At 49.0% G+C, this 26,239-nt stretch carries 19 protein-coding genes; 9 read left to right on the forward strand and 10 right to left on the reverse strand.

The features are described from left to right. Positions 1-319: 319 nt before the first annotated feature. On the forward strand, positions 320-2,206 hold the full coding sequence (locus R7E38_RS01175; protein WP_158173285.1) for a methyl-accepting chemotaxis protein: 1,887 nt from the start codon (positions 320-322) through the stop codon (positions 2,204-2,206). 117 nt (positions 2,207-2,323) lie between these two features. Here the strand turns inward: R7E38_RS01175 and fecE are convergent, their stop codons facing one another. The 6 genes from fecE to R7E38_RS01205 all read right to left on the reverse strand — a co-directional run bounded on the left by fecE (position 2,324) and on the right by R7E38_RS01205 (position 10,413). Further along, positions 2,324-3,088 (reverse strand): Fe(3+) dicitrate ABC transporter ATP-binding protein FecE, encoded by a 765-nt coding sequence (fecE, locus tag R7E38_RS01180; protein WP_054575393.1) that lies wholly within the window; start codon positions 3,086-3,088, stop codon positions 2,324-2,326. 2 nt (positions 3,089-3,090) lie between these two features. Next, positions 3,091-4,062: a FecCD family ABC transporter permease gene (locus R7E38_RS01185; RefSeq protein ID WP_047102431.1), complete on the reverse strand. Its 972-nt coding sequence runs from the start codon at positions 4,060-4,062 to the stop codon at positions 3,091-3,093. Further along, positions 4,059-5,018 carry a FecCD family ABC transporter permease gene (locus R7E38_RS01190; RefSeq protein WP_411978669.1) on the reverse strand — a complete coding sequence of 320 codons (960 nt, stop codon included), beginning with the start codon at positions 5,016-5,018 and terminating at the stop codon, positions 4,059-4,061. Before R7E38_RS01190 ends, R7E38_RS01185 begins: the two co-directional genes overlap by 4 nt. 74 nt (positions 5,019-5,092) lie before the next feature. Next, a complete protein-coding gene (locus R7E38_RS01195) occupies positions 5,093-6,016 on the reverse strand; it encodes a Fe(3+) dicitrate ABC transporter substrate-binding protein FecB (RefSeq protein ID WP_053308093.1) in 924 nt (307 codons plus the stop codon). 101 nt (positions 6,017-6,117) lie between these two features. Continuing rightward, positions 6,118-8,256, reverse strand: coding sequence for a TonB-dependent siderophore vibrioferrin receptor PvuA (gene pvuA, locus R7E38_RS01200; protein WP_074190320.1), 2,139 nt, complete (start codon positions 8,254-8,256; stop codon positions 6,118-6,120). 120 nt (positions 8,257-8,376) lie between these two features. Then, positions 8,377-10,413 carry a TonB-dependent receptor gene (locus R7E38_RS01205; RefSeq protein WP_005383467.1) on the reverse strand — a complete coding sequence of 679 codons (2,037 nt, stop codon included), beginning with the start codon at positions 10,411-10,413 and terminating at the stop codon, positions 8,377-8,379. Between the two features lie 250 nt (positions 10,414-10,663). Between R7E38_RS01205 and R7E38_RS01210 the strand changes: the two genes are divergently transcribed. From R7E38_RS01210 to R7E38_RS01230, 5 genes are read left to right on the forward strand one after another with little or no spacing between them, the layout of a single operon-like run. Continuing rightward, positions 10,664-11,875: an acetyl-CoA carboxylase biotin carboxylase subunit family protein gene (locus tag R7E38_RS01210; RefSeq protein ID WP_226082723.1), complete on the forward strand. Its 1,212-nt coding sequence runs from the start codon at positions 10,664-10,666 to the stop codon at positions 11,873-11,875. Then, positions 11,872-13,704: an IucA/IucC family protein gene (locus tag R7E38_RS01215; RefSeq protein WP_226082720.1), complete on the forward strand. Its 1,833-nt coding sequence runs from the start codon at positions 11,872-11,874 to the stop codon at positions 13,702-13,704. Before R7E38_RS01210 ends, R7E38_RS01215 begins: the two co-directional genes overlap by 4 nt. A 5-nt stretch (positions 13,705-13,709) precedes the next feature. Continuing rightward, a complete protein-coding gene (locus R7E38_RS01220) occupies positions 13,710-14,915 on the forward strand; it encodes an MFS transporter (RefSeq protein ID WP_226082718.1) in 1,206 nt (401 codons plus the stop codon). Next, positions 14,887-16,716, forward strand: a complete 1,830-nt coding sequence (locus R7E38_RS01225; RefSeq protein WP_226082715.1) for an IucA/IucC family protein — start codon at positions 14,887-14,889, stop codon at positions 16,714-16,716. The genes R7E38_RS01220 and R7E38_RS01225 overlap by 29 nt, the downstream gene beginning before the upstream one ends. Further along, entirely contained in the window at positions 16,709-17,911 is a 1,203-nt protein-coding gene (locus tag R7E38_RS01230; RefSeq protein ID WP_042522236.1) for a type III PLP-dependent enzyme, read from the forward strand. The genes R7E38_RS01225 and R7E38_RS01230 overlap by 8 nt, the downstream gene beginning before the upstream one ends. A 74-nt stretch (positions 17,912-17,985) precedes the next feature. Here the strand turns inward: R7E38_RS01230 and R7E38_RS01235 are convergent, their stop codons facing one another. Genes R7E38_RS01235 through R7E38_RS01245 form a run of 3 tightly spaced genes read right to left on the reverse strand, consistent with a single transcriptional unit; the run spans position 17,986 to position 21,360 of the window. Then, the gene (locus tag R7E38_RS01235) at positions 17,986-19,230 is read right to left on the reverse strand and encodes an ABC transporter substrate-binding protein (RefSeq protein ID WP_226082713.1); all 1,245 of its coding nucleotides are present in this window, start codon (positions 19,228-19,230) and stop codon (positions 17,986-17,988) included. 2 nt (positions 19,231-19,232) lie between these two features. Beyond that, on the reverse strand, positions 19,233-20,663 hold the full coding sequence (locus R7E38_RS01240; RefSeq protein WP_226082711.1) for an ATP-binding protein: 1,431 nt from the start codon (positions 20,661-20,663) through the stop codon (positions 19,233-19,235). Then, on the reverse strand, positions 20,653-21,360 hold the full coding sequence (locus tag R7E38_RS01245; protein ID WP_031820810.1) for a response regulator: 708 nt from the start codon (positions 21,358-21,360) through the stop codon (positions 20,653-20,655). Before R7E38_RS01245 ends, R7E38_RS01240 begins: the two co-directional genes overlap by 11 nt. Before the next feature lie 265 nt (positions 21,361-21,625). Here R7E38_RS01245 and ptsG point away from each other — a divergent pair, with 265 nt between their 5' ends. Then, positions 21,626-23,068 carry a glucose-specific PTS transporter subunit IIBC gene (ptsG, locus tag R7E38_RS01250; protein WP_017447155.1) on the forward strand — a complete coding sequence of 481 codons (1,443 nt, stop codon included), beginning with the start codon at positions 21,626-21,628 and terminating at the stop codon, positions 23,066-23,068. Between the two features lie 94 nt (positions 23,069-23,162). On the opposite strand, the gene R7E38_RS01255 is transcribed toward ptsG, so the two are convergent. Further along, the gene (locus R7E38_RS01255) at positions 23,163-23,609 is read right to left on the reverse strand and encodes a DUF302 domain-containing protein (RefSeq protein WP_025551121.1); all 447 of its coding nucleotides are present in this window, start codon (positions 23,607-23,609) and stop codon (positions 23,163-23,165) included. A 227-nt stretch (positions 23,610-23,836) separates the two neighbouring features. On the opposite strand from R7E38_RS01255, the gene R7E38_RS01260 reads away from it, so the two are divergent. Continuing rightward, the gene (locus R7E38_RS01260; RefSeq protein WP_005374691.1) at positions 23,837-25,828 is read left to right on the forward strand and encodes a U32 family peptidase; all 1,992 of its coding nucleotides are present in this window, start codon (positions 23,837-23,839) and stop codon (positions 25,826-25,828) included. Between the two features lie 105 nt (positions 25,829-25,933). Further along, positions 25,934-26,179: a DUF3297 family protein gene (locus R7E38_RS01265; protein WP_005374689.1), complete on the forward strand. Its 246-nt coding sequence runs from the start codon at positions 25,934-25,936 to the stop codon at positions 26,177-26,179. Positions 26,180-26,239 lie beyond the last annotated feature (60 nt).

Genomic DNA, 26,239 nt, shown 5'->3' on the forward strand with positions numbered 1-26,239 from the left:
TGCTATAACCTTCACATTTTTAATGGATTATCAGACACACAAATGTGATAAAGATCACCATTTATTGAAATCAATTCTCATTTACAAAAATCGACAAATCCTTACTTTACAAATACATAAATAATATCATTCCAAATCCTTTTGCTTATTTGGTGTAAAACTCAAATTCGCGACATGGAGTCAGTATTTATTTTGAGCAATAAAATATAATTATTGAACAGATTCGAATCTGACTTTCTGCTGCATATTCAACAGCGCAGAGAGCACTGATGAGAATAAAAACACAACAACTATTATTCAAAGATCTATTATTCGCTTTATGTTCAAAAATCTATCATTAAAAAACAAACTGGCAATCTCTGCCAGTGCCGCCATCATTCTAGGGGGAGTGCTGGTAGAGGGGCTGTCTTTTCGAGATTCATTAAACAGGCTCGATGTCGAAGTCGCACAGCGACTAGAAAGCACTAGCGCATCTTACAATCAATACGTAAAGGACTGGCTACTCTCTAAAGAGCGCGCACTAATTTCACTCTCTTCTGATTCAGAGAAACGTTCTCTGGTTACGCATTTGAAACAAGTCCGAGACTCTGGCGCGTTCGATAACGTTTTCCTCGCTTACCCGGACGGGTCACAAGACAACGCTAATGGGGTGGTTTTGCCACCAGGTAATAACGACCCTCGCAAGTGGGGCTGGTACACCAACGCCATTGCCAATCCATCGAAAGTCTTTATGGATAACCCGACCGTCGCAGCTGCCACGGGGGCTAACGTCGTGTCGCTCGGTAAAGCCCTGCAATTGCATGGTCAAACCGTCGTTCTGGGTGCTGACGTAGAGATCGGTGATATCCTGAACAGTCTCAACCAAGTGATCCTACCGGGTGAAGGTTATATGTTTATTGCCAATGAACAGGGCAATATTTTCACTCATAACAACGGTAAACTGCTGAATCAACCGGTTAGCAAGCTGGGCCTCAACAACAACGACATTACGTCTGCCGCACGTTCAGGTACAGAGCGTCGCGTCTCTATTAACGGCACCGAATATGTGATTTACGCGCGCCACATAGAGGGTACCAAACTCACAACGGTCACAGTGTTAGATCAAAACTCGTTGGTTGCCCCACTTTACGATGCAGTTTGGGATCAAATCATCGCAACCACTATCGTCGTCGTTATCTGCGTGGCTTTGTTTAACCTGCTATGTAACATCTTGTTCCGTCCGCTCTACAATGTTTCGAATGCGCTTGCGCAAATCGCCAACGGTAGCGGCGATCTGACTCAACGCATCAAAGTAGAAAACCGTGACGAAGTTGGTGAGCTGGCTGAAAACTTCAACCAGTTCGTTGAAAGTTTGCAGCAACTTATTGGTCACATTCGTCACCAAGCGGAAGAACTGAGCCAACAATCGGAGCTGAGCACGACTCGCGCGAATCAATCGGTTTCCGATCTGAACCATCAGCAACAAGAAATCACTATGGTGGCGACCGCTGTGACTGAAATGGCATCAGCAACGCAAGAGATTGCAGCACATGCAGAGCAGACGGCTAAAGCCGCTCAAGACTCTTCAGCAAGCACACAAAACGGTCATGAGTTGGTGATCAATTCCAAATCGTCCATCAATAATTTGTCTTCTGAAGTCAACCAAGCGAGCGTTGTCATCGGTGAGCTCAACCAGCACGCGCAAGACATCTCAACCGTGCTATCAACGATTCGAGACATCGCAGAGCAAACCAACTTACTGGCTCTGAATGCGGCGATTGAAGCGGCGCGTGCAGGTGAACAAGGTCGCGGTTTTGCCGTTGTTGCAGACGAGGTTCGCGTGCTATCACAACGCACACACACCTCAACCGAAGAGATTCGCTCGACGATCGAGACCTTGCAGCAAACCACACAACGCGCAGTGGCCATCATGGATACAAGCTCTCAGCTCGCGCAAGGTTCGGTGGAAGATGCTGATCGCGCAGCACTGGCTCTGGATGAAATCAACGCGGCCGTTGCGCTGATCAGCGATATGGCAACGCAAATCGCGACCGCCGCCGAAGAGCAAACGCACGTAACCAATGAAATCACGCAAAACGTCACGTCCATTAAAGATGTGACCGATCACTTGGTAGTTGGTGCCGAAGAATCGATGAATCAATCTGCTGAGCTGAAATCGCAAGCTGAGGATCTCAACTCGAAAGTAGCAACATTTAAACTGGCTTAAACGCCACATTAAGGACGCTCTTAAAAACAACAAACCCCGCTAGCGACTTTGTTACTAGCGGGGTTTGTTTTTATGGATCGACGTTTTTATTGCAGATAGCTTTCGAAAGACGTAAACCTACACCGCCACACACATCGGCGTGCCTGAGATTGGGTCGTTAAATACTCTCGCTTGTAAATCAAACACCGATGCCAACATACCTTCTGTCAGTACCTCTTGCGGTGTTCCCTGCGTGACTAACTGACCTTTTTCCAACACCACCAAATGATCGCAGTAACGGCACGCTTGGTTTAGATCGTGCAGCACTACGACCACTGTTTTGCCTTTGTCGTTCATCTGCCTCATGAGTTTCATCAGCTCAACTTGGTGAGAGAGATCCAAGTAAGTGGTTGGCTCATCAAGCATCACTACGTCGGTATCTTGCGCCATTACCATCGCAATCCACGCCCTTTGCCTTTGACCGCCAGACAGCGATTCAACTGGCTTGTCAGCAAACTCAATCACGCCAGTATCTTGCATTGCTTGCTCGACTAAGGTCTTGTCTTGTTGACTTAACCGGCCCCAATGAGAGAGATAAGGCGAGCGGCCATATTCGACCAGTTTTCTGACGGTAATACCTTCAGGACTGACAAGAATCTGCGGCAGCAAAGACAACGAACGCGCCAAGCGTTTATCACCGTAGCTGCTTAGTGGTTTGTCGTCATACAACACTTGGCCAGAAGCGGGTTTATTGATGCGTACCAAGGTTTTTAATAATGTCGATTTACCGCAACCATTTGGACCAACTAGTGCGGTAATTTTACCTTGAGGAATCGACAAAGAGAGATCTGGAATGATGGTCTGTTTGCCGTACGCGACGGATAAGTTCTGCGTTCGTAACATGCTTACCAACCTCTATAACGATACAAAAGAAAAATGAAATATGGTGCGCCAATAACAGATGTCAGCACTCCCGCTGGTAGCTCAATTGGTGGCTGTAAGCCTCTCGCTAAACCATCGGCGCAAATCACCAACAAAGCGCCAAGGGTTGCAGCGGCTGGAATCAACAACTTGTGGTTGTGGCCAAACAGCAAACGCGCAAGATGCGGCGCAAGCAGGCCAACAAAGCTGATCGTGCCTGCCACAGACACACTGATACTCGCCAATAGCACGGCAGCAATCAACGCAATAATTTGGATCTGTCTTGGTTTCGTGCCAAGTGTAGTGGCGCTTTCTTCTCCCAGTCCCATAACATCTAGCCGCCAAGCCAGCCAAAACGCCAATGGTAGTAGCAGCAATAAAGCACTCCAAATAAACGGCACTTGTTGCCAGTTTCGTCCCCACAAACTGCCGGTTAGCCATACCATCGCCGTGTTGATTTCGATAGGGTGCACAATCAGAAGAAAATCGATACCGCTAGCTAAAAATGCGCTGACAGCAACACCAATCAGCGCCAAACGTGCTGGTGTTGGTTTCGACCAGTAAGCCAGCACAGCAATAAAGCCAGCAGCAAGCAAGCCTCCCGCCATGGCGACCATCGGCAACATTGCCACTGGCGCATTCGGATACAGCACCAAACAAGCGGTAGCCGCCAGTCCTGCTCCGGCGCTTATCCCCATTAAATCTGGTGAGGCAAGTGGATTACGGATGACGCCTTGAACTAAAACGCCTGACAGCCCCAACCCAGCGCCCACGCCAATGGCGAGCAACATTCTCGGTAATCGATATTGGTGAATCACAAAGTCCGAGTCAGAGAAAGAAAACAGTAATGCAAAAACCTGTTGAGCCGACATGTTCGCCGCACCAACAAACAGCGTGAGAGAAGACGCAATCAGCAACAATCCAACTAATGCAAACAGTTTGGTTTGATTCATCATGATGATTTCCTCATTGCAATCGCGATAAAGCAAGGTGTGCCCAACAGCGCGGTAATCACGCCCACTGGCGTTTCAGCCGGAAAAGCAATCGCTCGTGATAAAGCATCTGACCACGTCACCAATGCCGCGCCACACAAGGCGGAAACCGGAATGAGAATGTGATAGTTGTGACCAACAATCGGGCGTACCAAGTGCGGCACTAACAACCCGACAAAGCCAATTGGCCCAGCAATCGCTACGCTAGTTCCTGCCAACAGCACAACCGCTAAACCACTGATAAATCGCGTAAGACGAATGTTACCACCTAGCCCAACAGCAACTTCGTCCCCCAACGCGAGTAAATTTAAGTTTCGCGCTAAGCCCATGGCGAGCACCAAACCTAAAGTCGCAAAAGGCCACAGTTGCTGCCACTGTTCAGAATCTACCGCGGAGAGTGAACCCGTTAACCAATGCAACACGCTGTAAGCCATGTCATCCGCCAAAATTACCGACGCACGAGTTAACCCTATCAGCAGTGCACTGATGGCAATGCCCGCTAGCACTAAACGCAATGGGTGAGAACGCGCGGAAAAAAAACCGCCCAACAACATGACCGCACCACCACTTAGTAGCGCGCCGAGTATTGCGTTGATGATTGAGTTCAATTGACTAAAGAATGGTACGCCGATGGACGCCAAGGCCATAAAACAAGCCGCACCAGCATTAATGCCGAGAATGGATGGCGACGCCAAAGGGTTACGAGTCAATCCTTGCATCAGCACTCCGGATACCGCAAGCGAAGCGCCAATTAATAACCCAGCATAGGTACGAGGCGCACGCAGCGTCGCGAGGATTTGATGCAGCATATTGCCCTCATCAAACGCAAACCAATAGCTTGTCAGATCATTAACGCTCAAAGAAAAGTTGGACCAGCCAATCATTGAGGCTGCATAGCCTGAGAGCGTACACAACGCCATAGCACAGACAAACAAGCTCGCTTTCCAATGCGATTTGCTAACCGAAGACGCGCTTTCCGAGCTTATCGCCGAACTCATGAGCGCTCCAATAACGCTTCAAGATTGCGGGCAATTTCTTCCGCAGCCAACATGCCGCGATTTAACGACCACAGTTCAGGAGATACCTCAACAAGTTGCTGTTTTTTCGCAGCGGTTAGCAGCTTAAATAATGGGTTTTTGCGCCACTCATCCACAATATTTGGTTGAGAGTAAAGTCCAACTAACAACCAATCAGGGTTGGTTCTTAGTAAAAGTTCGAAACTGGTTGGGATATACGCTTTTTGCTCAGATGGAGCCAGCGGGCTTTGGATGCCCAGCGTACTCAAAACGCCCCCAGCGTAAGAAACCGGGCTATGCAGCCACATCCCTTTGTCAGAAACCACACCAAACTGAATGGTTTCTTGTGTCGCAAAATGCTGTTTGAACTCCGCCATTGTCTGTTTGTGCTGCTCAATTCGTTGTGTCATTTTCGCTTGCTTGCCAATCGCAACCCCGATTTTCTGTGCAGATTCGAGGTTTTCTTTATACGTCTCTCCACGGCTTTTTAACAGCAAGGTTGGCGCAATTCGCTGCAAATCTTGATAAATCGCGCGATGACGTTCGGCATCGGCAATGATCAAATCCGGCTTGAGCACCGCAATCGCCTCTAAACTCGGTTGTGAACGCATGCCGACCGATTGCCAAGGTTCAATCTTGGCGCGAACAGCAGGGATGACTCGTGTGGCATCGTTGTCATCGGCGACGCCTACAGGTGAGACATCGACTGCCGCTAATGCATCGACAAACGAAAATTCTAAAACCACAATACGTTGAGGTATCGCTTCTAGCTCAAAAGTGCCTTGCTCATCTTGCACGCTGCGCACCTGAGCACTTGCGGAAAATGACATAAAAACTGAGCTCAACAGCATCAGCAAAACGGTTGAAAAGTGTTTGATCGTAAATTGTTTTTTATTTTTCATCTTGCTTTTTTCCAGTGCTAAGTGTTTTCCAGTACCTAAGATCGGCAAAGTCGCCAAGGTAAATTGGCGACTTTTCTTTTCAAACTCGGTGAACGAAACGCTTAAAACTGATAGTTCAGATCCAGTGTGTAAGAGCGTCCCGGAGCTGGGTACCGACCAACTGGGCTGGTATCAATCCCACGGAAGTAATACTCCTCGTCAAACAAGTTGTTTACTGCAACATTCATGCGTAACTTGCCTTTGTCGTCTTTGTATAAATCCGTCCCCAAGTTGAAGTTCCACACCATGTAAGATGGTACTTTACCCGTTGCGCCAGTTGCATCTTCGGCACTGGTGTTGGCGTTATCGGTATACGAATCACTAAAGTAGAAGCCCGATAGCGTGGTGTCCATGCCGTAAAATGCGTAGGTTGCATCCCAACCAAGCTGATGCTTAGAGGTGTAAGGCAGTTGATTACCTTTATTCGCGCCTTCTTCTTCAAGCGTAGCGTCTAGATAGTTGTAGCTTGCGCCTAAACTCAGTGCAGGTAGTGCTTCAGGCACGTAACGAGCAGAAAGCTCTATGCCTTGGTGAAGTGTTTTTCCGATGTTATCGAAGGTCTGCGTTGAGCTTTGCCATTGCAATTGATCTTCAAAGTCGATGCGATAAAGTGCAGCGTTAAAGCTGGTCGCATCTTGGGTGTAACGCGCGCCGACTTCGTAGTTCCAAGCCAGTTCGCTACCTTCTTCACCCAAACCTCGGATGTAGGCAATTTGTGGCGCACGAAGTGATTTTTGCGCGTTCGCATACGTCACCCACTGGTCAGTTAAGTTGTATGCCACCGTCAAACCTGGCAACCATTCCGTCACGGTGTTGTCTGCCGTTTGTTTTTTACCACGATCGGTAAACGTCATTCGAACCGACTCAACACGCAACCCAGGCGTTACCTTCAATGTATCATTGAACAAACCAATTTCGTTGCTAACGTATCCAGCAAACGCGTCCGTATCTAGATGCCAATCACGCGGAACGCTGGTTGCACCACCGGCGATTGGAGTCTGAGTGAGTTTGTAGTCAATGTCTTCATTAACATAACGGGTACCCACGATCCAGTTTTGAGTAACGGATTTACCTTCGCCAAAGTACATCGCCATTTTTGGCTCTATACCATACACGGTAAATTCACGTGGAGAGGTACGAACGTCCGTCGCTGGCAAAGCCGGATCAGCCCAATGGCCACCCGCGCTGTTAAAGCCCCACTTGAAAAGACGCTCTGACTTATGGCCAAACGTTAGCACTTCTAGCTCAGCACTGTCGGCAAATGGCAAATCGTGGATGTACTTAACACTCCAGCGTGTCGACTTACCTTCATAATCATCGTAAGGACGTTTCGATTGGTGACGATCTTGCTCGTAATCTTGTGGCGAAAGTGCGCCCGGCATTTGCGTTTCAGCATCGTAACGTTGCAGGAATGCTTGAATCTCTTGAGTGTCACTCAATAGCCACTGTGCTTTAGCTTGAAAGTTCTTCACGTCCGTATCGGAATGTTCACGGAAGCTTTCACCTTTTAGGAAGTTACCTTCCAACTGCAGTGCAAACGTGTCGCTTAACCAGCCGCCCGTGCGCAGGTAAAAATCATTCAGCGGCGCATCACCGCCATCAAACACGGTAAGGCGGTTACTGATTTCAGTTTGCCACGTGTGTGGAATCGGTTTGGTCACTAAGTTGATCACACCACCGACGTTGTTTGGGCCGTACTGTACTGCGGCACCACCGCGTACAATGTCAATACGATCAAGCATCGACAGTGTTGCTGGGAAGATAGACTGACCAGTGTGACCATATGGCGCAAGTGTTAGCGGTACACCATCCATCAAAAACTGAGCATGACCACTACGGCTTGCTTTCAAACCACGTACGGAAATGTTAGGCAATACGCCCGTTCCGCTTTCATCCTGAACTTTAATACCCGGCACGCGCTGCAGCGCGTTATCAATCGAACCTGCGGCGGTTTTCTCAATTTGATCACGGGTAATGACGGTACGAGCACCAGGGTACTCTTTGACGTCTTCAATTTCAGAGTTACCAATCACACTACCAGTGACAACGACAGTTTCCATCGCGGTAGTTTGTTCTTTTTTAGCAGGAGCGGCAACCGCGCTCATGGATGTGGCAGAAGCGATTGCAATCGCAAGCACACTGTAAGTGGTAGACAAACCAGCACGTACACGCACTTTACCATCCAAATTCTGGTAAGACATTAAGATCTCCTTTGCGAGAAATTGAGCCTCGGGCAGAATACATCCCGTAGGCTCTCGGGGCTAAACATCCTCAATATGAGGAAAAAATCGGCTAACAGGCGCTAACTACGCACAAAAAGCCTAGAACTGATATCCGTAGCTGAGCATGAACTCGGCTGGTGCGCCGTAGCCAATCTGGTTTAAGCCAGACGTGCCGTTTGTTGCGCCAAGAATGTATTTCTCATCCAAAATGTTGTAAGCGTTCGCTTGGATTTTGTGACGACCAGTGGTGTACGCCGCCATCAAATCCACCGTTGTGTAATCGCCAAGTGCGACGGCTTCGTCGTTACCTGCGTAACGGTCGCCCACGTACTTCACACCACCGCCTAAACGCCAGTTGTCATCCAATTGGTAAGTGCTCCAAAGAGAGAACAAGTGGTCTGATACATCGTTAGGCTTTTTGCCTGTGGCTTTGTCTTCCGCATCTAAGTAGCTGTAACCCACAGAGATGTCCCACTGTTTGGTGATTTGGCCGCGAGCCTCTAATTCAATGCCTTGGTGACGCACTTCAATTTTATCGATCACATCGCCGTCCACGTTAGTTTGTGGTTGCTCTTGATCAATCTGGAACAGTGCCGCATTCAACATTAATGCGTTATCCAAAAGGTACGCTTTCGCACCCACCTCTTTTAAGTCGGTGTGGAAGAATTCCGCCAATTTTGGATTGATGTAGATACCAGCGTACGGTAACTGCCAAGAGCGCGCTAAACTGGCGTATACGGATGTGTCGGAATTGATGCGGTATACCAAACCAGCACGGTAGCTGACTTTGTCATCATCCAATTTTTCCTTATCTGAGCCCGCTTTTTGTTGTTCTAGCTCCATCGAGTCGTAACGCACGTTACCGATCAAAGAAAGGTCACCCCACGTATAGACGTCTTGCACATACAAACCTGTCGTGGTGGTGGTATTGTCACGAAATGGCTTAAAGCCCGGATCAGGCGTTGGACCAACGACTGGGTCGTAGATATTTTGCGGAGGAAGCGTTTTGTCACTTGCCAACGTTAGGTCGATATCGATCTGGTTGAAATCTGCACCCACCATCAATTGATTGTCCCTGGTTTCCCAAACCAACTCAGATTGTAAAGTGGTCGTAGTACGTGGATCGTAACCAAAGTTGTTGACGGTTTGAGACACTTCATTACCCGTCACTTTGCCCTGACGCGTGCCTTTTTGCTCAAGTTCGATATGGTTGAATGCCGCTCGGTTGTTCCATACCCATTGATCATTCAGACGCCATTCGTAATCCACCGCAATACGGAGACTGTCTGACTCCTGATAGTCGTTTGTGCCGCCAAAGTAAGTGCTTACTGGTAAATCAACTGGCTTGCCATTTTTTGATGGCACACCACGATACGGCACTAGTTCTTGATGGGCGTATTCCACGTCAATATCAATGGTGTGACCTTCCGCTGGTAACACACGAATGGTCGGTGCAATGAAGAAATCGTTTGAATCAACATGATCAACGTACGAGTCGGCTTGACGGTATTCCAAGTTAATACGCCCGTTGACCTTATCTGTAAACGCCATTGAGCTGTCGACCTGACCAACATACTGGTTGTTGCTGCCTACACTACCGTTTACGTGAGTAAAATTCTCACCGTTAGCGCGTTTCGTCACCAAGTTGATGATGCCCCCAGCCGAACCGCGGCCATACAAAGCACCCGCAGGGCCTTTCACAATTTCAACGCGTTCAACGTTTGCTAAGCTGCGGTAAGACTGCAACGTACCGTCATCTCGCAAGCCATCACGGTACATATCGTTGAGTGAATCAAAACCACGGATCATGAACTGATCGCGGCTGCCTTCGCCCAAGGTGTTATTGACCCCGGCTACCCCATCTAGCGCATCCACTAAACGCACCGCGCCTCGGTCTTGCATTTCTGTTTTCGTTACTACGGATACCGCTTGTGGCACATCAAGCCATTCCACATCGGTTTTGGTGCCTGATTGAGGCATGTGTTCAGCATAACCTTCGTACTGATGACCGAAGACTTGAATCGTTTCAGTTGCTGATGGGGTTGAGTTCGTCTCTTCTGAAGCCACTGCGCTTGGTGCTACTAATGAAGAACCAATCGCGACCGCCAAGGGGGTCAGGGTCAATAATTTATTCATTCCATAATTCCGTTTAGTTGTTATAAAGCCAACGGATAGAAATAAGAACAAATATTATTTCTATTTGCAATATTAATTTTATGCTCTATATTTATTTACCCTAAAAACACAACTAACAACAAAAAAAACCAAATATCATAACAATAAACACTAAAACTTCTGCCCTCCGTCTCGAGAGAGGCACATTGGAAGACGACCGTGAGCGACTTTATCAACGTTAGAAGAAAATGTTAGAAAATTAGGAAAGCTCATGAAATCTACGATGATTATCGTAAGTCATGTCGTTAACGATGCAGTCACTCACGGCTTTGTGCCTGCAGCTAAAGCGATGGACCTTCACGTCGTTCTTATCACCGACCATAAGCTCAGCCATTTAGAGTTGGCGAGTCGTGATAGTCACTTTAATCCGGATACCATTCTAGAATGTGATGTCTTCAACCCATTAGAACTCATCGAAACCATCACGGAGCATGAATTAAAGCCAGACGCTATTTTCAGCAATAGTGATCACTTACAAACTTCCACCGCCATCTGCGCGCAATTTTTTGGCCTTCCATCCAAAGATTGGTCTGTCACGTTAAAAGCCAAAAACAAACACTTAACTCGACAAGTGTTAAATGAAAAATCCTTACCCAACACACAAAGCTGTTTGCTGCATCGCCATTCGAATGTGGCATTAGGCATGGCCTTCCCTGTCGTAGCAAAACCCAAAGAAGGCGTGGCAAGTTTAGATGTACAGCGCTGTGACTCCCAAAGCGAGCTCGATGCTTACTGCAAGGCGTTTTGGCAAAAGCACCCAAACGCCGCCATTCTGGTGGAGCAGTTTCTTCAAGGACCGTTGGTTACGCTCGAAACTTTAGGAGACGGTAACCAACTTATCGCCGTGGGCGGTTTTGATGTGTCGCTCTCTGAGCCGCCTTACTTCATCGAAACCGCCGCAGACTGGAACGGACCAAACGGCATTGCTCACCGAGAAGCTTGCTTGGCTCAACTGAAAGCGTTCGGCGTTGGTTTTGGAGTTTGCCACAGCGAATTTATCATTACGGAAAATGGCCCAATTCTGGTGGAAATTAACTACCGCAGTATTGGAGATGGCCGCGAATTCTTGCTCAACAATCTCGCTCACTTCGGCTGGTTTAGCACGATTTTGGGTCTGCATCTGGGTCGAAGATTGGACGGCGATTACCAAATTCACGGGTCAGCGCACGTGCACTACGTAGTTGCGGAACACTGTGGTGTGATTGACGGAGGTTCGACGTCGTTCATCCAACACGATGACGATATCATCACCCAGCAACAGGTACTAAAAACCGCTGGAGAACACTTCCAACAGAGTTATTCCAATAAGGATTATCTCGCCCGAATTTCGATTGTCTCACCATCAGGGCGAAACCTCGACCAAGCGCTGCAGAACGCGCTTAGCAATTTCGATCTCGCTCCGACTCGTGAGGTGGCAGCATGAATAACGACGCTTTGTATCTAACGCAACGATTGATCGACACTTGCTTACGCGAAGACATGTTTGGCATTTTGTCGAAAGCCAAGTTCAGTAGCGACGCGCCAAAAGGGGGAATTGTTCCTCAAGGCGAGCAAGTCTGGCTGATATTTGCCAACTCTGATTTCACGTTGTATTTACCCGTTGCGCCAACGTATTACATGCAGCACTGGCGCTACGGTCACGCCAATGAAGAAGCACCACAAGGTTGGTGGGTGGAGAAAAATGGCCAAGTCGAACATCAACAACATTACAAAGAGTGGATTGCACTACTAACGACACTGGCGCATGACAGCTCTCACGAATTGTTGGCGGGATACCTTCAAGAACTGGAATGTGCAGAGAAACACAAAGCGCTGTGTGACCAAGCGTTTCATCATCACGCAGACCACATTTCTCAACCAATATCCGAGCTTGGTTCTTGGCATAAAAAGCTGCTGCTAGCCGACCAGATCGCTTCTTACCTTGACCATCCGTACTATCCAACTGCGCGGGCGAAGTTTGGTCTGAGCGATAAAGACCTAGCTAAGTACGCGCCCGAGTTCGCACAAAGCTTTGCTCTACATTGGATTGCGATTGAAAAATCACTGGTAACATTAACCAGCGGACAACCTGATTGCTGGCCAACCATGGAGCAAGTGGGGCTTCCTGCTGATTTTGCACTGAGCCACGTTCTGTTCCCTGCACACCCGCTCACCCTGCGATCTTTAGAAGCCTTACCCGAAGGTGTGATAGAAGCGCCTTTAACGTATCTAGACGTGACGCCGACGCTTTCCGTTCGTACTGTGGTCGTCAACGAGGCACCGCACATTCACATCAAGGTTCCGCTGATCATGCGATCGCTAGGCACGAAAAATATTCGCTTAATCAAGCCTTCAACACTGTATGACGGCCACTGGTTTGAACGCCTACTCAGCCACCTTGAACAAACGGACGCCGATTTAAACAGTCGCTTGTTCCATTGCAACGAAAAACACGGTGGACACGTCGGCGAGGATAAGACCTTTGCGTACATCGTACGTGAGTATCCACTTATTCATTGCGAAGACAAAGCGCTAGTTCCGGTTGCCGCACTGGCAAGCCCAATGCCTGACGACCGCTTGTTTTTAGAACATTTGGCGGAGCAGTACTATCAACAAGATACGCTGGCTTGGTTCCAAGATTACGCCGACCTATTATGCCAAGTGCACCTCACCTTGTGGCTTCGTTATGGCATCGCATTGGAGTCCAACCAGCAAAACGCCATCATTGCATTTGATCAACAGGGCAAAATGACGCTCGCGATGAAAGACAACGACGCGGCGCGAATTTGGCCAGAGCGCTTCCACTTTGCAACAGAGCATGCTGCCCAAAAACACGGCGCAAAACTACTTCCAGTGGATTGCGATGAACTGCTCGATCAACGCATCAAAGTCGACAATGAATTGGCGCTCGGTCAGATGTTTACCACCATCACATTACAATTGGATATCGCAGCGATTGTAGAAGCCATGGCAGCGAAGGGCATTGCCTCTTCAGCATCGCTTTACGCCATCGTGGCCAAAAGCATTGCAGAGCAACTCAACCGATTGAAAGGCGAAGGGTTAGAGACAAAACTGGCACGCGAGTTACTGCAAGAAGCACCTGATTTGTACGCCAAGTACTTGTTGAGCTCTGGCAGTTTGCTCGCGAAAGAAGCCTCCGGCGCGAGCGACATCAATAAGTTCTATGGTTTGTCGGCCCCGAACTTCTTACTGCTTTCTAGCGAAGAAGCGCAACGCGCCTACATAGAAGCCATCAAAAAAAGCGTACGTTAACGATTATGACCAAACTCATCTACAGTGTGTTGTTGTGCCACTTTATCGCTGCGTTTGCCGCGTTAGGTATGCCGCTATTTCTACCCGTCGTGTTGCCAACGTTAGGCGCAAGCATTGATGCGGACTGGGCAGGGATATTGTTTATCCTACCTACGTTTTGTACTGCGTTGGCAGCGCGATTTTGGGGCAACTTTGCCGATCGCTACGGTCGCCGCCGCTCACTCTTGCGTGCGCAACTTGGCCTTGCAGCAGGGTTTGCGCTGTGCGGCTTGGCAGACAACCTCGCCATGTTTGTGTTTGGTCTTATTGTTCAAGGAACCTTTGGCGGCACCATGGCCGCCTCGAACAGCTACTTATCTAGTCAAATTAAAGAAGCCAAAACACTCGGCAAGTCACTCAATAAAACCCAACTATCTGCTCGCTTGGCGCTGATCGTTGCGCCTATTGGGCTCGGCTGGAGCTTGTCAGAGACCAACCCGATCAACGCGTACCTTTGGTTATGCGTTTTGCCTTTGATTGCGATGGGCATCACGCTAACACTGCCAGCGGATAAACCCGCCGACCAAAACCTCGAAAAGCCAAACTCAGAACCTCAGCAAGAAAAACCGGTTGCACAGAAAAACGCAATGCATGCCATTCGTTGGATCTTCTTTGCTCAATTCGGGTTTGCGTTTTCTATGGTGGTGACCTTTCCTTATTTCTCGCCGTTTGTGCAGCAATATGGCATCACTAACCACGCATGGATCGGTTTTTTGTACGCACTGCCGCATGGCGTCTATCTGTTGCTGGCAGGAAAAATTCACGTGTTGTCAGATGGGTTGAATCGCCATCAACCGCTGCGCACGTTGTGGCTTGGGTTTGCATTGCTTGCCGTGAGCTCTGCCTTGCATTTGATTGCGTCCGAAACCGCACTCATTGCTGCGAGAATTATCTTCGGCATCGCGATGGTGTGTTGTTATCACGGATTGCATCAGCATCTTGCGAGCAATCTGGATCGCAAACTCAGTGGCAAAGTATTTTCTCGCTTTGATGCCATGTCCAAATGGGGTGGCGTGGCAGCGGGATTTTGCGCTTCTTTCATTTCTAGCTTGGGGCTACTTGAGGTTCCTTTCCTACTTTCTGCGATAGTCAGCGTAATCACCTTGATCGCGCTGGTTCTCCACTCAAAATTTGGAAATCAACATGTTACAAACTCAATCCTCTCAGACTAGCGAGTTGCGCGCGCATGAGGTGCAGCTCAACCGTGAGAAAGCCCAACTCAACACGATAATGGGTGTTCTTAATTGTTACTTACGTGAATTTGCGCTACCGAATCAACAAGTGGAATGGCACTACCAATCGACATCGCTACCCCAAACGTTAAAACGCAACTATCCCGCTAAACAGCGGATAGCCGTTCATCTTTCTCAACAAAATGGCGTGTTGGTTTTGCCGATTCACTACGCGAGCAAACTGGGCAAAATCAAATTGGCAGAACTGCCTTGGGCGAAAATGCCGGGATCTGGTTGGGCGAAATTGGATGCCACGCAAACTCTTACGCTTTTGCTTAACTATCTCAAGCAGGTATTGGCTATCCCGTTTAACCATGAGCTGATCGAACAACTGGAAAATAGCGTGCTGGTTACCGAGCAGTTTCTCAACGTCGCGCCCAAATCGCATCACAACGAATTTATCGCTTCGGAACAATCTCTGATTTGGGGGCATACTTTCCATCCGACCCCGAAAAGTCGTTCGGGCGTCACCATGGATGATCTCTTAGCGTTTTCTCCAGAAGTCGGCGCGCAAGTCCCGCTGTACTGGTTTGAAGTGGATACGTCCTTACTTGATGTGCTGAGTTCCGACGGAGAAGCTAACCCTGCGCAACGCATGCTACAACAGCTCGCGCCACAACACGCCACCAGCGATGGGAAGACCCTCTACCCTTGTCATCCTTGGGAAAGCTACACCATTTTGAGCAACCCAAGCGTGAAGCGTGCCATTGAACAAGGCAAGATCACGCCACTGGGTTTAGGTGGTGAAAAGATGCAGCCGACCTCTTCAGTTCGTACTCTCTACCACCCTGACATGGACTGGTTTGCGAAATTCTCCATCAACGTACGATTAACCAATTGCGTGCGCAAAAACGCGTGGTACGAACTCGACAGCGCCGTGCAACTCACGTCGATTCTCAAACCAATTAGAGAAAACGAACAGCTGCACAACCCCGTATTTAAAGTGATGACAGAGCCTTACGCCACCACGTTGAATCTAGAAAGTGTCGCTGAGCACAACTGGGACGACAACACCAAAGCACGCGAATCGTTTGGGATTTTGTATCGCGAAAATTTCTCGCTGAGCGAAGTCGACATCTTAAAACCAACCCTCGCAGGCGCTCTGTTTGCTTACGACAAAAACGGCAACAGTTGCATTGCTCAACGCCTTAAAAACAAAGCGCGTCCTACGCAAAATCGCTATTCCGACATCGCGACACTTTGGTTTGAACGCTATTTGCATTGCCTAATTCCGGGCGTGTTTAATTACTACTTCAAACACGGAGTGGCGTTTGAGCCGCATTTGCAAAACACCTTGATTGGCTTTGAGCAAGAGATGCCGTGTTGTGTTTGGATTCGTGATTTGGAAGGCACTAAATTACTGCCAGAGTTCTGGCCAGCAGAAACATTAACTGATTTGTCTGAACGCGCGCGACAATCGGTTTACTACAGTCGCGAACAAGGCTGGAATCGCATCGGATACTGCACCTTTATCAACAACATCAGCGAAGCGATTTTCTTCATCGCAGAAGGTGATGAGCCACTAGAGCAAACGCTGTGGAATGCGGTGCAAAGTGCCATTGTGCGTTGGCAATCCGTGAATGGAAAACAGCCGGAACTAGAAGCGTTGCTGAATGGCGGTCACTTCCCAAGCAAAAATAATTTCACCACGCGCTTGATGCAAAAAGCCGATAAAGAGTCGGGCTATACCCAAGTCGCCGCGCCTTGGCAGCAACACGAAAAAGGAGCGCAACATGTCTAATTCCCTCTCTCTACCGACACGCGTTAGCCAACAAGTTCACACGCTCGCACAGCAGCAAAATCAACCCTTGTGCGCGTACGTGTATGACCTAAACGCCTTAGAAGAACACATCAAACAACTGCGTCACGTTTTGCCGAAAAATGTCGAGCTATTTTACGCAGCCAAAGCCAATCCATCAGGCCCTGTTCTCAAAACACTCGCGCCGTATGTCGATGGTTTTGAAGCGGCATCTGGCGGGGAGCTGGCACACCTCCACCAGCAACAACTCGATAAGCCATTGATCTTCGGTGGCCCAGGAAAAATGCAAAGTGAATTGCAACAAGCGATTGAGCTTGATGTCGATGCAATTCATGTCGAAAGCCTCACCGAGCTACAACGCATTGGAGCACTAACCGAGCGCCTCAACCGGCCGGCTTCGATCTTTTTGCGTATGAACATTGATATCGGCGACATCACGCTCAGCAAGTTGGCGATGGGCGGCAAGCCGACCCCTTTTGGTTTGGACGAGTCCGAACTGAGTAATGCTTTGATGTTGCTGCGCGATTTCCCGCAAGTGTCACTGAAAGGATTCCATTTTCACTTGATGTCGCATCAGCTCGATGTTGAACGTCACTTAGCGTTAATGCAGCGCTATTTCCAAGTCGTGAAAACGTGGCAGCAGGAGTTCGAACTCAGTGAGCTGATGATCAACTTGGGCGGCGGTATGGGGATTAACTACCAAAACCCTGAGCAACACTTTCCGTGGATGGAGTTTTGCGACAAGTTGGAATTCCTCATCGCCAAAGAGCAAGTGCAAGACTGGACACTGCGTTTTGAATGCGGACGTTTCATCACGGCGGCATGCGGTTATTACGTGATGGAAGTACTGGATATTAAACAAAATCTTGGCGAAAACTTTGTCATCGCGCGCGGAGGAACTCACCACTTCCGCACGCCAGCGGCGCAGAGCCATGATCATCCATTCGTCATCCTGAAAAGCGAGCAACACCATGAGATTTCTCATCCAATCCAGCATGCACAAGCGACCTTTGTCGGCCAGCTTTGTACGCCCAAAGATGTGCTGGCACGCAATCAACACGTCGCCCACGTCGATATTGGTGATTACGTTGTGTTTACCTTAGCGGGCGCCTATGCGTGGAACATCTCCCATCAAAACTTCTTGATGCATGAACCGCCGATCTTCCACTATTTCTAAACGGCATACTTCGCTTCACTCAAGCCCCAATCATTGGGGCTTTTTTATTCCATCTCGGCACAGATTCATTGCCATTAACCGCTTTTCGAAATCGCAATAATGCGTTTTATCAGCTCGTCGGGTTCCATCTTGGGGTTGCGGTAAAAACGGAAAATTTCCGAGTTTATCGCTTGCTGGGCAACCGGATTGACCGCCATTGAATCAATCATACTCGGCACAGCGAGGTTGTGTTTAACGCCGTAGTGAAAGTCTTGATATGACTGGACCTGACACGGATTAAAATCGCTGATGTCGATATCGGTACGTACCGGAATCGAGCCCTTTACCTTATTGAACTTAGCTTGAAACTCGACATCTGCCAGCGCGCTTGCGGTTTGCTGAGCAGCCTCGGCAGAAAACGACTTGCTCGACATAAACACCAAGCTGTCCATGTTGTAGAGGAATACACCATCGCTGTCCGGCGTTGGGTAACAGCCGACCTCTTGCGGAACCGAGACTTGATTGGCGAGCAGCTCACCTAAAATCCAATCTCCACCGATTTGAAACAGCGCTTGACCGTCGGCTAGCGCTTGGGTTGCCGTATCCCATTTACTGTCGGGTAATTGGTTGTCGATCAACAAACTTAGGCGACGAAATTGCGTCAGCGCTTGGCGCAGGGTATCGCTGTCGATGCTGTCTCGCTCTAGTTTAACCATTGCATTGGTGTAGAACTCAACGCCGCCAGTGGAGATCACTAAGTTCTCGAAAAGTTGGGCGACTTGCCACGGCTGCTCACCGACCGCGATCGGTACAATGCCATTTTGCTTCGCAAGCTCCATGGCGGCGAACATCTCTTGCCAGTTTTTCGGCGCGGATAGATTCAGTTGTTTAAGCAGCTTGTGGTTGACCCACAGCCAGTTCAAACGGTGCAGCGTAAGTGGCAGGGCGATGTAGCCGTTTTGTGTTTTATTGATTTCGATAGATAGCGGGTAGAGCACCTCGTCCCAGCGCTGCTCATCGGCAACTGCGTTGACGTTGTGCAAAATACCGATGGCATCCCACGCCTTAATACTTGTCCCTTCGATTTGCGCGAAGCTCGGTGGATTGCCCGCCAGCGCGCGAGCTTGCAGTACCGTCATCGCGCTGTCACCACCACCGCCTAACACCGGGCTTTGCAGCAGCTCAATATCGTGCCGTTTTAGCTGAGCTTTAAGTGTTTGCAGCGCTTGCTGCTCGCCGTCAGAAGTCCACCAATGTAAAAACTCTACCCCTTGTGGCGACTCAGCGTGAGCGACGCAAGGGGCGAGCAACAGTGGGAACAAGAATGCCAGTTTGTTCATAGTCAGTCTCTCGGGAAAGTCAGTGTGGCGCAGAGGCCGCCAAACTGAGAATGGCTCAGCAACAAGTTGCCGCCATGAGCCTTTGCAATACTCTGTGAAATGGTTAACCCCAGCCCACTGCCTTCTTTATCGTTGCTAGCGCGGAAGTATGGCTGGCAGAGCTTTTCAAGTAATAAATCGTCAACGCCGCCACCGTGATCTTCAATTTCAATCTGGATCGACTCTGGGCTTTCACTCAGCGTAATGTCCGCTTGATGGCCGTATTTGAGCGCGTTATCGACCAGATTCTGAATGCAGCGCTTAATCGCTAACGGTTTACCAGCAAAGTGGGTGCGGATTTCACCGTGGATGCGAATTGTGTCCGGCGCATCGGCGATATTGGAGGAAATGTGCTGAATCAGTTGGGTGAAATTGATCGGCTCGATTTCCTCGTGGATATCGGTCTCTTTAATGCATTGCAATGCGCCTTTGACCATCAAATCTAGGTCGTTACTCAGGCGGATAAAGCGTTCTCGGTCGGCGTCGTCATCCAGCATTTCCGCTCGCAGTTTTAGGCAGGCAATCGGCGTTTTCAGATCGTGGGAGATGGCGCTGAACAACATTTCACGGTCTTTAATATGGCTGTCGATGCGTCGATTCATCTTGTTAAACGCACGTACCGCCGCTTTCAGTTCGTTACTGCCTCGCTCAGAGACTTCGGGCACGTCTAGTCGGCTCGACATCAGGGTTGCGGCTTTTGCCAGCTCTCGAATTGGTTGAATTTCTTTGCGAACGATAAACCAGGTACACAGCAACAGCATTAGCGCGGACACCAATAGCGTCAGCCATTGGCGCAGCTCAAAATAGTTAGTCTCTAGGTTGATGTAAGGCGCAGGCAGGACCGCCGCGAGATAAAACCATTCGTTCTGCGCGACTTCGACCTGCATCACCAGAATCGGTGGATTGAGGTCACCAAACGAAAGCGAATAATGCGCCCACAATAGCGGCAGTTCATCGATAGGTAGCTCGTTGTTGAATACTTTGAGTTTGTCGCGCTGGGTGAACTCCACCTCGATATTAGGAATGCCGCTCAGCTCGCTTTCTAATACTTCACGAACTTGGTTGATGACCAACGTTTTGCGCTCGCTCCCTGGCAGCGGGTCGACGTCAATCTGGTGATTGTTGAGTGAGACGAAAAAGCGCGTACCACCCATGTTGCGTAGTTGATTGAGCACCAAGTGGCGATATTCCGAAGGGAGGGTTTGAAAGAAGGCGATGGTAGAAGAAGCACTCAGTGCTAAGCTTTTAACTGTGGTGGTCAGGCCTTCTTTATCGCGTTCGCTGGCGTGTTGATACCAGATAATCCCGGATAATACTTGCGCTAGAATGATCACCAGCAACAAGAACACACTGGTGCGAACAACCAGTGACCCCGTCCAGCGTTTAATTCTCATAGTGCACGTCCGTGGTCAGCATGTAGCCTTTATTACGCACCGTTAAGATCAGAGAGCGGTCTTTATCTTCAAGGTGATGACGCAAGCGGCTGATCTGCACGTCAATGCCGCGTTCAAACGGGTCGGCATCGCGTCCCCAGATCTCGCGCGCAATATCATCGCGCGACAATATTGATTGCGCGTGGTTGACGAACAAACCGAGCAGCGACAAATCCGCGCCACTCAGTTGCTTGACCTCGCGGCTAGCAACGTGGGTCAGTTGCCGGGTTACGGTATCTAATAACCAATCGTCAAAACGCACTTTACGCGTCAGTTTGCTATTGGCGGTCGATTGGCTGCGTCTCAGAATCGTTTTGATGCGCGCGAGCAGTTCTCGAGGACTGAATGACTTGGTGATGTAGTCATCAGCGCCCATTTCTAGCCCTGCGACTCGGTCGGCTTCTTCGGTGACGGCGGTCAGCATGATGATCGGAACATCGGAGTTTTTGCGCAGTTTCTGACACAGGGTAAAGCCGTCTTCACCGGGCATCATAATATCGAGGATGATTAAATCAGGATGGTGATCGTTAAGCAGTTGCCACATCACGTCGCCATTTTCTGCGCAAAGCACCTCAAATCCAGCTCGACCAAGGTAATCCGACAACGCTTCGCGAAGGTCGAGGTTGTCATCGACGACCAGTATCTGCTTGTTTTCCATCCTACTTTCCCTGTGTCCGTCCCTGTGCCTGCCCCTGAGTTTGGCGCTGGTCAATATGATGCATTCTTAAACGCCCATGCACAATCGAGCCGATTACAATTTTCACTTCTCGGTGTAAGAGATTTGTAAGCGGCCACTTACAAACTGATTGCCTTTTGTAACCTTAGGCGCCGCCTTGCTCGCTATGATCATCCTGACCTTACGTGAAACAGCATGACCTGAAGGAATCAGGTCCTACAACACTGACATTCGTCAGGAGGAAACCATGTTTGCAAGTATATTTGGACAACTACAAAAAATAGGGCGGTCGTTGATGCTGCCTGTGGCGGTGTTACCGGTGGCTGGCTTGATGCTGGGTATTGGTAACGCGGGGTTTGCGTTTATTCCAGACGCGGTCAACAAAGTGATGCTCGCCGCCGGTGAGGGCGTGTTCGGCAACATGCAGTTGATGTTTGCGGTCGGTGTAGCGCTCGGGTTATCAAAAGGCAATGACGGTGCCGCTGCGCTCGCAGGCTTAGTTGGCCTAATTATTATGAACGCATCGCTCGGTATCGTGACTGGCCTACGCGGCCTAGAAACTGACGCCACCATCATGGGCGTTGAGACGCTGCAAACTGGGGTGTTTGGCGGCATCTTTATTGGTGCGGTCGCGGCAATCATGTACAACCGCTTCTACAACATCAAACTGCCAGAGTACTTGGGCTTTTTCGCGGGTAAGCGATTTGTGCCCATTGTCACCGGTTTATCGGCGATCGTCGTTGGTGCGATTCTCGCGTTTGCATGGCCACCTGTCGGACAACTTCTTGATGCATTCTCTCATTGGGCAGCGTACCAAAACCCTGTACTCGCGTGGGCGGTTTACGGCGCGGGCGAACGTTCTTTACTCCCGGTTGGTTTGCACCACATCTGGAATGCGCCGTTCTTCTTTGAAGTCGGCAGCTATGTAGACCCAGAAACCGGCAAAGAGTTTACTGGTGAGCTCACTCGCTTCTTCGCGGGCGATAAAACCGCAGGTTATCTGTCTGGTGGCTTTATGTACTCCATGTGGGCGCTACCAGCAGCGGCACTGGCGATTTACCACTGCGCGTCTCCTGAGCGTAAGAAAATCGTCGGCGGTTTGATGATGTCTGCGGCGTTGACCTCTTGGTTAACTGGTATCACAGAGCCAATCGAATTTACCTTCCTATTCGTCGCGCCAGTGCTGTACGTAATCCATATTTTCCTAACTGGTATTGCGTTTGCGATCACCGCATTTTTGGAAATCAAACACAGTACTGACTTTGCGCACGGCGCGATCCAGTTCTTCCTTTACTACCCAATGTCGAGCAACGCGTGGATGTTCATCATCATCGGTCCAATCTGGGCGACGCTGTACTACGGCTTGTTCCGCTTCCTAATTGTGAAGTTGGATCTGAAAACGCCGGGCCGTGAAACCGACATTGCAGAAGTGAAGATTGCCGGACAACCTGATGAAATTGCGGTGGATGTAGTCGCTGCATTGGGCGGCAAAGCCAATATCAAGTCAGTCGATGCGTGTATCACCCGTCTGCGTGTCTCGGTGAAAGACATTGCCAACGTTGATGTTGCTAAGCTAAAAGCACTCGGCGCGCGAGATGTTTTAGTGATTGGCGACAGTTTACAAGCGATTTTTGGTACGCAGTCTGACTCAATTAAGTCAGAAGTGCACAGCGTACTCGCCACCTCCTGATCTTACCTCCCCCAATCTAGGTAAGATTTGCCAACCTCCTTGTGAGGTTGGCTTTTTCGTTTTCGGAGTAAAAAAGCGAAGCCAATAACCAGCCCTACTTCGCCGCCGCGTTGGTTAAATTGCCCAGCACGCCGCTGATTTTGTTCAATGCCTCGTCACAGCCTTCAATATGATGGCGCTGCTTTAAATACATAGGATCGTTATAAGCTAACCACGTTTTGCCTTCATCATCTTCATACACCAACACTTTTTGGGGTAAATCGAGCGCCACTTCCTGCGCACAGATCATCAGTGGCGTGCCTACTTTAGGGTTTCCAAACACGATAACTTCGGTTGGTCGCAACGTCATATCGACTTTCGTGGCATTCTCTTGATGGTTAATGCGCGCAAAGACGTTCAACCCTTTTTCTTGCGCGATAGCGACAAATTTATCCGCCGTATTTTTTGCTGAATGCGTGCTCGCAACGGTTACCACACCCTCCCCAGCCAATGCACTCAATGACGTCAACGCCACGACCAACCCAATGATTACTTTTTTCATTTGTCGTCCCTTCCTCTCTCTGAGTCGAAAACTAGATATAGAAAAACCAAGTGTAGGAAAACTATAGAAGTCAGATTCCGCTATCGCGAATTGCACTCTACCCACTCAAGAGTCGACCGTGTAACACGGATAAATTGATTCAGATTAATAAAGCATTAACTAGCCGAGCATCAAAAGCGTGAAATACGTAACATTTGCAGCCTATTTTAGTAAGAAAGAGAAAAGTAGTGACACGCGATCAATTTGAGTTATTAGCACCCGGTGGTGATTTAGATTCCATCAAAGCCGCCATTGCCGCTGGCGCCGATGCAATTTACTGTGGGCTCGACCGCTTCAATGCTCGTAACCGAGCGACCAACCTCACCTTAGATAACTTAAATGGCGTGTTAACGTTGGCCCATCAGCACAGCTGTAAGATTTTCCTAACGTTGAATGTGCTGATTTTAGAAAGTGAAATTCCAGCGATTGTTCGCTTGCTCAGCCAACTGAACACCACCAAAATCGATGGCGTGATCGTACAAGATCTCGGTCTGGCCTACATTCTCAAACATCACTTTCCCGATTTGGATGTGCACGCTTCAACGCAACTGAACACGCATAACGAAGGCCAAATCCTCTTTCTCAACCAGCTCACCGCAAGCCGAGTAAACTTATCTCGCGAACTTAACATCAGTGAGATAAAACATCTGGCGCAATTTGGTCGCGAGCACAACGTAATGATGGAAGTGTTTGTCCACGGCTCATACTGCATCGGATTCTCCGGAATTTGCTACATCAGTTCCGCTCGCAATGGCGCATCAGGTAACCGTGGACGCTGTAGCCAACCTTGTCGCGAACAGTACGAAACGACCAAAACAGGCAACAACTACCCACTCAATATGAAAGACAACTCCGCCTTTGGGGACTTGGAAGCGCTTGCCGATGCTGGCGTGTATTCATTAAAAGTGGAAGGGCGAATCAAGAAATCGCACTACGTCTATACCGTGGTCGACAATTGGCGCCAGCAAATCGATCGCTTGTGCGAGGGTTTGGAACTCTCTGAAGACACCACAGAGTTATACACGGTGTTCAACCGTGATTTCTCCAACGCATTTTTGCAAGGTGATTTCGGCAAGGCGATGTACATCGACAACCCGCGCGACCATGCTGTAAAGCATTTTTCGAAGGTTTACCAATGCCAGTCTGCTGATGATGTACAAGCGGTGAAAAAGAAACTCTACGATGACAAAACCGCGATCATTGAGAAAGTGGCAGAGCAAACTAAGTCGTTCGATGTCACTTCAACACAAGTATCCGGCAGCAGCTTGAAAGGGTCGATTGATGTGCCAACTCTGCCAACGTTACCTCAACCAGAACCTCGCCAAGGTGCGCCAAAATTATCGGTTCTGATCTCGTCAGCACAAGAAGCCATGCTGTGCGAATACCACGACGTTGATGTTTACTATCAATTGCCAATGGGATTGTCTGGTGAACTGAGCGCGATGATTGAATTGTTCCAAGCCAACCCAATGCTCAAACCTTGGTTCCCAGCCATTTTGATTGGCGAAGACTACCACGCCGCGCGCGTATTTTTGGAAACCATCCAACCTGAGTTGTTGATCACCAACAACTCAGGTGTCGGCATGATCGCAAAAGAGCTCGGCTTAGGCTGGGTGGCAGGCCCACAACTGAACACGGTGAACTCATACGCGTTTAAATGCCTTCAAGACGAGTTCGCGGCAAGTGGCGCGTTTGTTTCTAACGAGCTGAATATGAAGCAGGTGCGTCACATAAAGCGTCCGAAAAACATGCGCAGCTTCTACAGCATTTATCACCCGAACACTCTACTCACGAGCCGCCAATGTTTGTTTCAACAAACCGAAGGATGCCGTAAGGTGAAGGTCAACAAAAGTTGTTTGAAACGCTGTGATAAACGCACGTCTATCATCAACTTAAAAGACAATCCTTACTTGGTGCAAAAACAAAAAGGCAGCCACAATTCAATCTACAGCGAGCACAACATCTTAAACCTGCAAGTGCTGCACGATCTGCCGCAATTGTTTACCGATGTGTTGATCGATCTGCGTGATATCCAGACCGAAACGAAAGTCTCAGCAAGCAAACCTGAGTTGATTGACGCGTTCTTAGCTCTACTTGAAGAACACAGCGAACAAACCGTCCAAACGCTGAATGCCATGATTCAACCAACAGCCAACGCGCAGTATTTAAAGGGGTTGTAGGAGTTACTTGAAAGTTAAACAACGCATCGACTCTCAACATATCTTGAACACACACAGTGCACTGACTACAATAGCGCACTTTTTACGGAATTTAGGTCACACAAAATGACAGACACAGCTAAACCAGCTCTACCAGATCGCCTAGCGGGTAACCCACGTAGCCCATTCTTCATCAAAGAATGCTTCGAGCACCAAATCGGTATTCGTATCAACGGCCAAGAGCGTACTGACGTAGAAGAATACTGCATCAGCGAAGGTTGGGTAAAAATTGCTTCTCCTAAAGCAAAAGACCGTTTCGGTAACCCAATGCTAATCAAGCTTAAAGGCGAAGTTGAAGCGTACTACGTGTAAGCTGACCACGCTGAATGTATTTGAAAGCTCGAGTTTGACTCGGGCTTTTTTAATGCCTGT

Origin of the sequence: Vibrio sp. Vb2131 (assembly GCF_033338535.1) — a bacterium.
Lineage (GTDB): Bacteria > Pseudomonadota > Gammaproteobacteria > Enterobacterales > Vibrionaceae > Vibrio > Vibrio alginolyticus.

What these genes read in the sequence shown, in the direction of transcription:
- R7E38_RS01175 (WP_158173285.1), top strand. Translation starts at nt 320, where the DNA reads ATGTTCAAAAATCTATCATTAAAAAACAAACTGGCAATCTCTGCCAGT.
- fecE (WP_054575393.1), bottom strand. Translation starts at nt 3,088, where the DNA reads ATGTTACGAACGCAGAACTTATCCGTCGCGTACGGCAAACAGACCATC.
- R7E38_RS01185 (WP_047102431.1), bottom strand. Translation starts at nt 4,062, where the DNA reads ATGATGAATCAAACCAAACTGTTTGCATTAGTTGGATTGTTGCTGATT.
- R7E38_RS01190 (WP_411978669.1), bottom strand. Translation starts at nt 5,018, where the DNA reads ATGGCGTTGTGTACGCTCTCAGGCTATGCAGCCTCAATGATTGGCTGG.
- R7E38_RS01195 (WP_053308093.1), bottom strand. Translation starts at nt 6,016, where the DNA reads ATGAAAAATAAAAAACAATTTACGATCAAACACTTTTCAACCGTTTTG.
- pvuA (WP_074190320.1), bottom strand. Translation starts at nt 8,256, where the DNA reads ATGTCTTACCAGAATTTGGATGGTAAAGTGCGTGTACGTGCTGGTTTG.
- R7E38_RS01205 (WP_005383467.1), bottom strand. Translation starts at nt 10,413, where the DNA reads ATGAATAAATTATTGACCCTGACCCCCTTGGCGGTCGCGATTGGTTCT.
- R7E38_RS01210 (WP_226082723.1), top strand. Translation starts at nt 10,664, where the DNA reads ATGAAATCTACGATGATTATCGTAAGTCATGTCGTTAACGATGCAGTC.
- R7E38_RS01215 (WP_226082720.1), top strand. Translation starts at nt 11,872, where the DNA reads ATGAATAACGACGCTTTGTATCTAACGCAACGATTGATCGACACTTGC.
- R7E38_RS01220 (WP_226082718.1), top strand. Translation starts at nt 13,710, where the DNA reads ATGACCAAACTCATCTACAGTGTGTTGTTGTGCCACTTTATCGCTGCG.
- R7E38_RS01225 (WP_226082715.1), top strand. Translation starts at nt 14,887, where the DNA reads ATGTTACAAACTCAATCCTCTCAGACTAGCGAGTTGCGCGCGCATGAG.
- R7E38_RS01230 (WP_042522236.1), top strand. Translation starts at nt 16,709, where the DNA reads ATGTCTAATTCCCTCTCTCTACCGACACGCGTTAGCCAACAAGTTCAC.
- R7E38_RS01235 (WP_226082713.1), bottom strand. Translation starts at nt 19,230, where the DNA reads ATGAACAAACTGGCATTCTTGTTCCCACTGTTGCTCGCCCCTTGCGTC.
- R7E38_RS01240 (WP_226082711.1), bottom strand. Translation starts at nt 20,663, where the DNA reads ATGAGAATTAAACGCTGGACGGGGTCACTGGTTGTTCGCACCAGTGTG.
- R7E38_RS01245 (WP_031820810.1), bottom strand. Translation starts at nt 21,360, where the DNA reads ATGGAAAACAAGCAGATACTGGTCGTCGATGACAACCTCGACCTTCGC.
- ptsG (WP_017447155.1), top strand. Translation starts at nt 21,626, where the DNA reads ATGTTTGCAAGTATATTTGGACAACTACAAAAAATAGGGCGGTCGTTG.
- R7E38_RS01255 (WP_025551121.1), bottom strand. Translation starts at nt 23,609, where the DNA reads ATGAAAAAAGTAATCATTGGGTTGGTCGTGGCGTTGACGTCATTGAGT.
- R7E38_RS01265 (WP_005374689.1), top strand. Translation starts at nt 25,934, where the DNA reads ATGACAGACACAGCTAAACCAGCTCTACCAGATCGCCTAGCGGGTAAC.